Consider the following 7775-nt stretch of genomic DNA (forward strand, 5'->3'; position numbering starts at 1 on the left):
TTTTCTTTCGCGCAATAAAAAACGCCCCGGTCATAAATGACCGGGGCGGCTAAAATATTCAGCCAAATCCGATTACGTGAAGTAAAAGGTCTGAAAGATAGAACATCTTACCTCTGTACCCTACGCGATTAACTCTACTCTTCTTTCGCTCACGGATAAAGCATTTTTTGTAGTTTTTTTTCACTATTTACATAGCAAATTCAAATGATCCTCACAAAACGCTATAAGTTATGTTGCTTACTTACAGAAAATCGCTTTGCGCTTTGTATACTTAGTGCGCTTGATCCCAGTTTTCGCCACTACCGACTTCCACCAGCAGCGGCACCGCCAGCGTAGTGCTGTTCTCCATCAGTTCATGGATTTTTTTCGACACGGCATCGAGCTCATCTTTATGCACTTCAAAGACCAGTTCATCGTGAACCTGCATGATCATCCGCACGCGAGGTTGCTCCTTCCGCAGCCATTCATCAACAGCAATCATCGCCCGCTTGATAATGTCTGCCGCTGTCCCCTGCATCGGGGCGTTGATCGCCGCACGTTCCGCGCCGGCGCGACGGGCACCATTGCTGGATTTAATATCCGGCAGATAGAGTCGACGGCCATCCAGCGTTTCAACATACCCTTGCTCTTTCGCCTGAGCACGGGTGCGCTCCATATACTCCAGGACGCCCGGGTAACGCTCGAAATAAAGATCCATATACTTCTGTGCTTCTTTACGCGGGATGTTCAGCTGGCGGGCCAGGCCGAAGGCGCTCATGCCGTAGATCAGACCGAAGTTGATGGCTTTCGCACTGCGGCGCTGTTCGCTGCTGACGCTGTCCAGTGGTAAGCCAAACACTTCAGCCGCCGTCGCCCGGTGAATATCTTTCCCTTCAGCGAAGGCGGTCAGCAGGCCTTTATCCCGCGACAGGTGCGCCATAATACGCAGTTCGATTTGCGAGTAGTCCGCTGAGACAATGACGTAATCTTCCGGCGCGATAAACGCCTGGCGAATGCGCCGTCCTTCTTCGTTACGCACTGGAATATTTTGCAGGTTTGGATCGGTAGACGACAAACGGCCAGTGGCAGTGACCGCCTGATGATAGGAGGTATGCACGCGCCCCGTTTTAGGGTTAATCATCAGCGGCAGTTTATCGGTATAGGTCGACTTCAGTTTCGCCAGCCCGCGATACTCCAGAATCACTTTTGGCAACGGATAATCCAGCGCCAGCTCCTCCAGGACCTCTTCAGACGTGGATGGCGCGCCACCCGGCGTTTTCTTCAGCGGCTTGATACCCTGTTTCTCAAACAGGATCGTTTGCAGCTGTTTAGTGGAGGAGAGATTAAACGCTTCCCCGGCAATCTCATGTGCGCGCTGCTCCAGCTCAACCAGACGCTGGGCGATCTCCTGGGAATGCGCATGCAGCACGGCAGGGTCGATTTTCACACCATTGCGCTCAACCCGAGACAGCACCGGCACCAGCGGCATTTCGATATGCTTAAAGATATTCAGCGGACCTTCATGCTGCTGCAGCTTCGGCCACATCTTCAGATGCAGCTGGAGCGTGACGTCGGCATCTTCCGCCGCGTAGCGGCCAGCCTCCTCCAGTGCAATCTGGTTAAAGGTGAGCTGGTTCTTACCTTTACCAGCGATCTCTTCAAAGGTAATGGTTTTATGCTTCAGCCAGCGGTCGGAAAGACTGTCCATATCGTGGCGGCCCGCCACGCTGTCGAGAATGTAGGATTCCAGCATGGTATCGAATGCAATCCCGCGCAGCTCAATGTCATAGTTGGCCAAAATACCGCGATCGTATTTGAGATTTTGCCCGACCTTGAGCAGCTTCTCATCCTCCAGCAGCGGTTTAAGCAACGCCAGTACGCGCTCGCGGGGGATCTGATCCGGTGCATCAAGATAATCATGCGCCACAGGGACATAGGCGGCCACGCCAGGCTCAACCGCGAATGAAAGACCGACCATATTGGCAGAGATATTATCCAGGCTGTCAGTTTCCGTATCAAAGGCAAAGAGCGGCGCTTGCTTCAGCTTATCGATCCAGGTGACCAGCGTGGCCTCATCAAGGATAGTGACGTAGTGCTCTGCTGAAAGGGCGGAGGCCGGTTCATCCTCTGCTTCTGCCTGTGCCGCTGCCGCAGGCTCTGCAGGTTTAGCGGCCGGTTTGCCGCCCTTCGCTTGCAGCCATTTCCCGGCCTCGACGTCGGTTGTCCAGCGCTTAAACTCATACTGCCTGAACAGCGCCAGCAGATCGTCAGCCGCCGGAGGCTGCACCTCCAGCTCTTCGCACGTGAGCTCCAGCTCGACGTCGGTTTTAATGGTCGCCAGCTGATAAGAGAGATAAGCCACGTCCTTGTTCTGCTCCAGCTTCGCCGCCATCGTTTTCGCGCCGCGGAAGCTCAGTGCAGCAATTTTCTCCGGTTCCGCATACAGCGTATCAAGGCCGCCAAGGCCTTGCAGCAGCGCCTGGGCGGTCTTCTCGCCCACGCCCGGCACGCCAGGAATGTTATCCGAAGAGTCGCCCATCAGTGCCAGGAAATCGATAATCAGCTCCGGCGGGACGCCATACTTGGAGACCACCTCATCCGGTCCAAGGATGGTGTTAGTCATGGTATTGATTAGGGTGATCCCCGGCGTCACCAGCTGAGCCATGTCTTTATCACCGGTGCTGATCAGCACCGGACGACCCGCCCTTTCCGCTTCCCGCGCCAGGGTGCCAATCACATCGTCGGCTTCAACACCCGGAACTGCCATTAGCGGCAGCCCCATCGCTTTCACCATCTTATGCAACGGCTCAATCTGCGCGCGCAGATCGTCCGGCATCGGCGGGCGGTGGGACTTGTAATGTTCGAACAATTCATCACGGAAGGTTTTCCCTTTCGCATCAAAGACCACGACGGCGTGAGTCGGTTGATACTGCAGGATCAAACTGCGCAGCATATTCAGTACGCCGTACATAGCCCCGGTCGGCTCCCCTGCGCTGTTAGTCAGCGGCGGAAACGCATGATACGCCCGATAAAGATAGGATGAGCCGTCAACGAGGATGAGAGGGTTTTCTGGGATCTGAACCATAATTTCCGTGCCTGTTTATCAGATTATGGGTAAAGGATGCCACAGACGGGCATGAAATCCTGAATTTTTCCCGCATTTCGCGGAAAAGATTCAACGATCGTCGCGATCGCATAAGAACTTTGCTTGTGGATAACTTTGTGTATAGTTTTACAGCGTCAGCTTTACCGCCCCTGAAAATAAATGAACAAATACTATTACTCTTTATATATCAGTTAATTAAAAACAGATCGACGATCCTGGCATCAATTTGATGACCCAATGTTCCATGTGGATAGAAGATCCTTGTTTTTTTCTGTTCTCGTAAGACCCGTCATTTGCCGCGTTTTCTGGTAAAATCAGCCCCTTGCGCAGCTTAAAGGCGCTCTTTGTCAGCCTAACTTTCTGAATAAACTAACTATGTCGAGATTACTCGCTGCGATAACACTTCCGCTGAGTATCGCCTTAACCATCTTAGTCACCATTATCTGCTCTGTACCGATCATCGTCGCCGGGCTGATTAAACTGCTGGTCCCCATTCCAGCGGTATGGCGCTCTATATCTGTTTTTTGCAATTTTATGATGTATTGCTGGTGCGAAGGGCTGGCGCTGCTGTTGCATCTCAATCCCTGGCTTAAATGGGACGTCGAGGGTCTGGAAGGCTTAAATAAAAAGAACTGGTATCTGCTGATCAGTAACCACCATAGCTGGGCAGATATCGTGGTGCTGTGCGTGCTGTTCCGCAAGCATATTCCGATGAATAAGTACTTCCTTAAACAACAGCTGGCGTGGGTACCCTTCATCGGCCTCGCCTGCTGGGCGTTGGATATGCCCTTTATGCGCCGCTATTCACGCAGTTACCTTATTAGACACCCGGAACGCCGCGGTAAAGATGTCGAAACCACCCGCCGTTCATGTGAAAAATTTCGCGCGCATCCGACGACTATCGTCAATTTTGTGGAAGGCTCGCGTTTTACCGAAGCCAAAAAGCACGAGACGCGCTCGCCTTACGATAACCTGCTACCGCCTAAAGCGGCAGGCATCGCCATGGCGTTAAACGTGCTCGGTTCGCAGTTCGATAAACTACTGAATGTCACGCTGTGCTACCCGGAGAATAATACAAAGCCGTTTTACGATATGTTAAGCGGCCGCCTGACGCGCATTGTAGTACGTATCAATCTGGTTCCTATTGGTGAAGAGCTGCACGGCGATTACGTTAACGATAAGAACTTTAAGCGCGGCTTCCAGCGCTGGCTCAATGGGCTATGGGAAGAGAAAGACCGTCAGTTGACTGACATCATGCGGGACAAAGAAAGGTAGTCACTGCCAGAATAGCTAAGGTAACGCCGGTCAGTGACCGGCGTTTTTTTTATTTCTTCTCTACCAGTTGCTTCACGGTATCCGCATACTGAGCGACGAAGACATCCATATTGCTGGTGTCCATCCCCTGTGGGTTCAGCTGGTATTTACCATTAACATACATAGCCGGTACCCCCTGCAGCTGCAGATCGGCTGCCGCTTTCTCTTGCTGAGCGACCAGAGATTTCACCACGAAGCTATTCCATGCGGCATCGTAGTCTTCCTCTTTCACGCCAGCGTCGACAAACACTTTACGAATGTCAGCCACGCTCTGCACGGTCTGGGTTTTCTGCACGGCTTCGAACATCGGCGCAGTAATTTTATCTTCAACACCCAGCGCGATGGCCACCGCCCACGCCTGCGTCAGATCCTTGCCCAGAGGGCCCAGGAACTCAACGTGGTATTTGGTCATTTTGGTGCCTTCCGGCAGTTTCTGACGCACATTGTCAGAAACATGCAGCACTTCTTCAAACTGGTAGCAGTGCGGGCAGTAGAATGAGAAGAACTCGAGCACCTGCGGCTCGCCAGCAATCGGCTTATCAAGGGTAATGTACTGCTTGCCATCGGTGATCTGGGCAGCGGATGCACTAAAAGCCAGAATCATACCAGCCAGCGCCAGCCAAACTTTTTTCATGATTTACTCTCTCCTGGATATATCACATTAATACATTGGCGTTAACTGAAGCGGGGGTTCCTGTAGAACCTTCACCTGCTCAAGAAAAGTCGACGTCTGCCCCCGCCAGTAATCCTCCCCGGTTAACCAGGGGAAATTGACCGGGAAAGCGGGATCGTCCCAGCGTCTGAGCAACCACGCCAGATAATAAACCAGTCGCATAGCGCGTAAAGGTTCAATTAGCGCGATTTCATCGCTGTTAAAGGGGCTGAATTCCTCATAGGCCTCGACAATGGTCTCCAGCTGCATACGCTGTTCAGCCTTATCACCGTTGAGCAGCATCCACAGATCCTGAATCGCCGGGCCGGTTCGCGCATCGTCTAAGTCGACAAACAGTGGCCCGTCGCGCCAGAGGATATTACCGGCATGGCAGTCACCGTGCAGGCGTAACGTGTTCCCGCGGCCGTGCCATTGCTCCATGACGGCAGCAATGAGTTTATCGGTCGCCTTCAGGAAATCGGCCTTCAGGCCAGAGGGGATCAGCGTCGCCTGTTCAAACACCTGGCGCGGTTCCAGCAGGTACTCCTGGACGCCAATTTCCGGGCGGGCAGTAAAGCGCTGTTTGCGGCCCGTCTGGTGCAGGCGCCCCAGATAGCGGCCAACCCATTCCATCTGATCAAGGTTATCCGCTTCGAACTGACGACCGCCAAGGCTTGGGAAAACGGCAAAGTAGAATCCCTGATGCTGATGAAGCGTGCTGTCGTTAAAGAAGAGCGGCGCAGCAACGGGCACTTCATCTTCTACAAGCTGAAGCGCAAACTGGTGTTCTTCAAGGATCTGTTCTGCGGACCAGCGCTCAGGACGATAGAACTTTACCACATAGCGATGGCGCTCTTCGTCCTGGAACTGATAAACGCGGTTCTCATAGCTGTTTAGCGGGGTGAGACCGGAGTCCACCCGCATACCCAGATCGAATAACCCATCGATAATGGTATCCGGGCGAAGCGTCTGAAAAGTAAAAGCCTTATCGTGCATCCTGACTTCCGATAATCGTACGAATAGTTCAGGATATCATCTCATTGCACTTTACGCGGCAGCGCTTACAACCTTTTACTCTTTTATTACCCCGCGGGCGCGCAGCAGCGCGGTTTTAAAGTCCTCTTCATAATCCTTCTGAATACCAGGAATGACGGCATCTTTAGAAGAGTCACGCATCTTCAGGTGATAGATCAGAATATCGTCGGAAAGATCGCTCAGTTCGCCATCATAGCCAGCCTCTTTCGCCAGTTTCTGCAAAAATTGCATCAGATTCAGTTCAGGCTCTTTCTGCCAGGCAGGCTGGAGGAGTTCAATTACTTCATTCAGACGTTTACATTTCATGGTCATGCTCCTTACTCTTGATAGGGACAAGTTAACAGGGTCAATCCCACAATGAAAGAGGCGATATTCAGATGCAAAGCGAGGCGATAACCGGCGTCGTGCTGGCAGGCGGCAAAGCCACGCGAATGGGCGGCATTGATAAAGGATTACAGGCGCTAAATGGTCGCCCTCTCTGGCGTCACGTCGCGGAGACACTAGCCCCGCAGGTAGATGAGTTAGTCATTAGCGCCAATCGTCATCTTGAACAGTGGCGTGCCAGCGGATATCCGGTCTTTCGAGACATACAGGAGGGTTATCAGGGGCCGCTGGCCGGAATGCTTGCTGTGATGCAGCAGGTCGCGAGCCCATGGTTTGTTTTTTGCCCCTGCGACACGCCGTTCATTCCGTCCTTTTTGGTGGAGCGCTTTATCCAGCAGAGAGAGGCCGCACCGGTCGTTTGGGCCCATGACGGCGAACGGGATCATCCCGCCGTTGCATTAGTTCATCGTCAAATCATTCCGGAACTGGAGGCTTATCTGGCTCATGGAGAGCGCAGGGTGATGGTCTTTATGCGACAAGTGGGTGGGCGCCCGGTGAATTTCAGCGATGTGAAATCAGCGTTCATCAATGTAAATACGCTTGAAGATTTGCAGCAGATGCAGGAGCCATCATGACCCCATTACTGGCGATCGCCGCATGGAGCGGTACCGGAAAAACAACATTATTAAAGCGTCTTATCCCTGAGCTTTGTGTCAGAGGTCTGCGTCCCGGGCTGATAAAACATACCCATCATGATATGGACGTCGATAAACCCGGCAAAGATAGCTATGAATTACGTAAGGCGGGCGCTGCGCAGACTATTGTCGCCAGCGAACAGCGCTGGGCGTTGATGACGGAGACGCCAGAGACGCCGGAATTAGATCTCACGTGGCTTGTCAGTCGAATGGATGCCAGCAAACTGGACCTGGTTTTAGTGGAGGGGTTCAAACATGAACCCGTGCCGAAGATCCTACTTTTTCGGCAAAACAGCGGCCATCGTGTAGAAGAGCTGATAATTGATGAACATACCATCGCCGTGGCCAGCGATATGCCCATCGCGACCTCGCTTCCGCAGTTGGATTTAAATAATATTCAACAGATCGCGACATTTATTGCGAATTGGTTAGAGAGGCATTAGCAGTTTATCGGTAGGGATTGCTTCTTAACACAGACGTTAATGAATGGCATCGGCAGACAGGGGCCTCCCCGGAGGCGGTGCTGCGCACCTTGTCCGGGCAACAGGTCGTGCAGGGCGGGTGCGAATCCGTAGCCCCGGTAAGCGCAGCGCCACCGGGGAGACATGCCGGCACGGTTGCCGGACCACTGAAACGCAAAAAGCCCATCCGGCAGGATGGGCTTTTTACT

At 52.8% G+C, this 7775-nt stretch carries 7 protein-coding genes; 3 read left to right on the forward strand and 4 right to left on the reverse strand.

All coding sequences use genetic code 11. The features are described from left to right. Positions 1 to 271 precede the first annotated feature (271 nt). The gene (polA, locus tag DTA24_RS27795) at positions 272 to 3064 is read right to left on the reverse strand and encodes a DNA polymerase I (protein WP_012543290.1); all 2793 of its coding nucleotides are present in this window, start codon (positions 3062 to 3064) and stop codon (positions 272 to 274) included. Positions 3065 to 3460: 396 nt separating this feature from the next. Between polA and DTA24_RS27800 the strand changes: the two genes are divergently transcribed. Beyond that, on the forward strand, positions 3461 to 4360 hold the full coding sequence (locus DTA24_RS27800) for an acyltransferase (RefSeq protein WP_008807916.1): 900 nt from the start codon (positions 3461 to 3463) through the stop codon (positions 4358 to 4360). Positions 4361 to 4409: 49 nt separating this feature from the next. Here the strand turns inward: DTA24_RS27800 and dsbA are convergent, their stop codons facing one another. The 3 genes from dsbA to DTA24_RS27815 all read right to left on the reverse strand — a co-directional run bounded on the left by dsbA (position 4410) and on the right by DTA24_RS27815 (position 6392). Continuing rightward, entirely contained in the window at positions 4410 to 5033 is a 624-nt protein-coding gene (gene dsbA, locus DTA24_RS27805) for a thiol:disulfide interchange protein DsbA (RefSeq protein ID WP_123837157.1), read from the reverse strand. A gap of 27 nt (positions 5034 to 5060) precedes the next feature. Next, positions 5061 to 6047: a serine/threonine protein kinase gene (locus tag DTA24_RS27810; protein ID WP_008807918.1), complete on the reverse strand. Its 987-nt coding sequence runs from the start codon at positions 6045 to 6047 to the stop codon at positions 5061 to 5063. 75 nt (positions 6048 to 6122) lie between these two features. Further along, positions 6123 to 6392, reverse strand: a complete 270-nt coding sequence (locus DTA24_RS27815; protein WP_002882612.1) for a YihD family protein — start codon at positions 6390 to 6392, stop codon at positions 6123 to 6125. Between the two features lie 71 nt (positions 6393 to 6463). On the opposite strand from DTA24_RS27815, the gene mobA reads away from it, so the two are divergent. Further along, on the forward strand, positions 6464 to 7045 hold the full coding sequence (gene mobA / locus DTA24_RS27820; RefSeq protein WP_023340865.1) for a molybdenum cofactor guanylyltransferase MobA: 582 nt from the start codon (positions 6464 to 6466) through the stop codon (positions 7043 to 7045). Beyond that, positions 7042 to 7548 (forward strand): molybdopterin-guanine dinucleotide biosynthesis protein MobB, encoded by a 507-nt coding sequence (gene mobB / locus DTA24_RS27825; RefSeq protein ID WP_032733985.1) that lies wholly within the window; start codon positions 7042 to 7044, stop codon positions 7546 to 7548. The genes mobA and mobB overlap by 4 nt, the downstream gene beginning before the upstream one ends. The last annotated feature ends 227 nt before the right edge of the window (positions 7549 to 7775 follow it).

The sequence above is a fragment of the Klebsiella sp. P1CD1 genome (assembly GCF_003790505.1).
Lineage (GTDB): Bacteria > Pseudomonadota > Gammaproteobacteria > Enterobacterales > Enterobacteriaceae > Klebsiella > Klebsiella variicola.

Excerpts from the sequence above, each read along its gene's own strand:
- DTA24_RS27800 (WP_008807916.1), top strand. The coding sequence starts at position 3,461 with ATGTCGAGATTACTCGCTGCGATAACACTTCCGCTGAGTATCGCCTTA.
- mobB (WP_032733985.1), top strand. The coding sequence starts at position 7,042 with ATGACCCCATTACTGGCGATCGCCGCATGGAGCGGTACCGGAAAAACA.
- dsbA (WP_123837157.1), bottom strand. The coding sequence starts at position 5,033 with ATGAAAAAAGTTTGGCTGGCGCTGGCTGGTATGATTCTGGCTTTTAGT.
- polA (WP_012543290.1), bottom strand. The coding sequence starts at position 3,064 with ATGGTTCAGATCCCAGAAAACCCTCTCATCCTCGTTGACGGCTCATCC.
- DTA24_RS27810 (WP_008807918.1), bottom strand. The coding sequence starts at position 6,047 with ATGCACGATAAGGCTTTTACTTTTCAGACGCTTCGCCCGGATACCATT.
- mobA (WP_023340865.1), top strand. The coding sequence starts at position 6,464 with ATGCAAAGCGAGGCGATAACCGGCGTCGTGCTGGCAGGCGGCAAAGCC.
- DTA24_RS27815 (WP_002882612.1), bottom strand. The coding sequence starts at position 6,392 with ATGAAATGTAAACGTCTGAATGAAGTAATTGAACTCCTCCAGCCTGCC.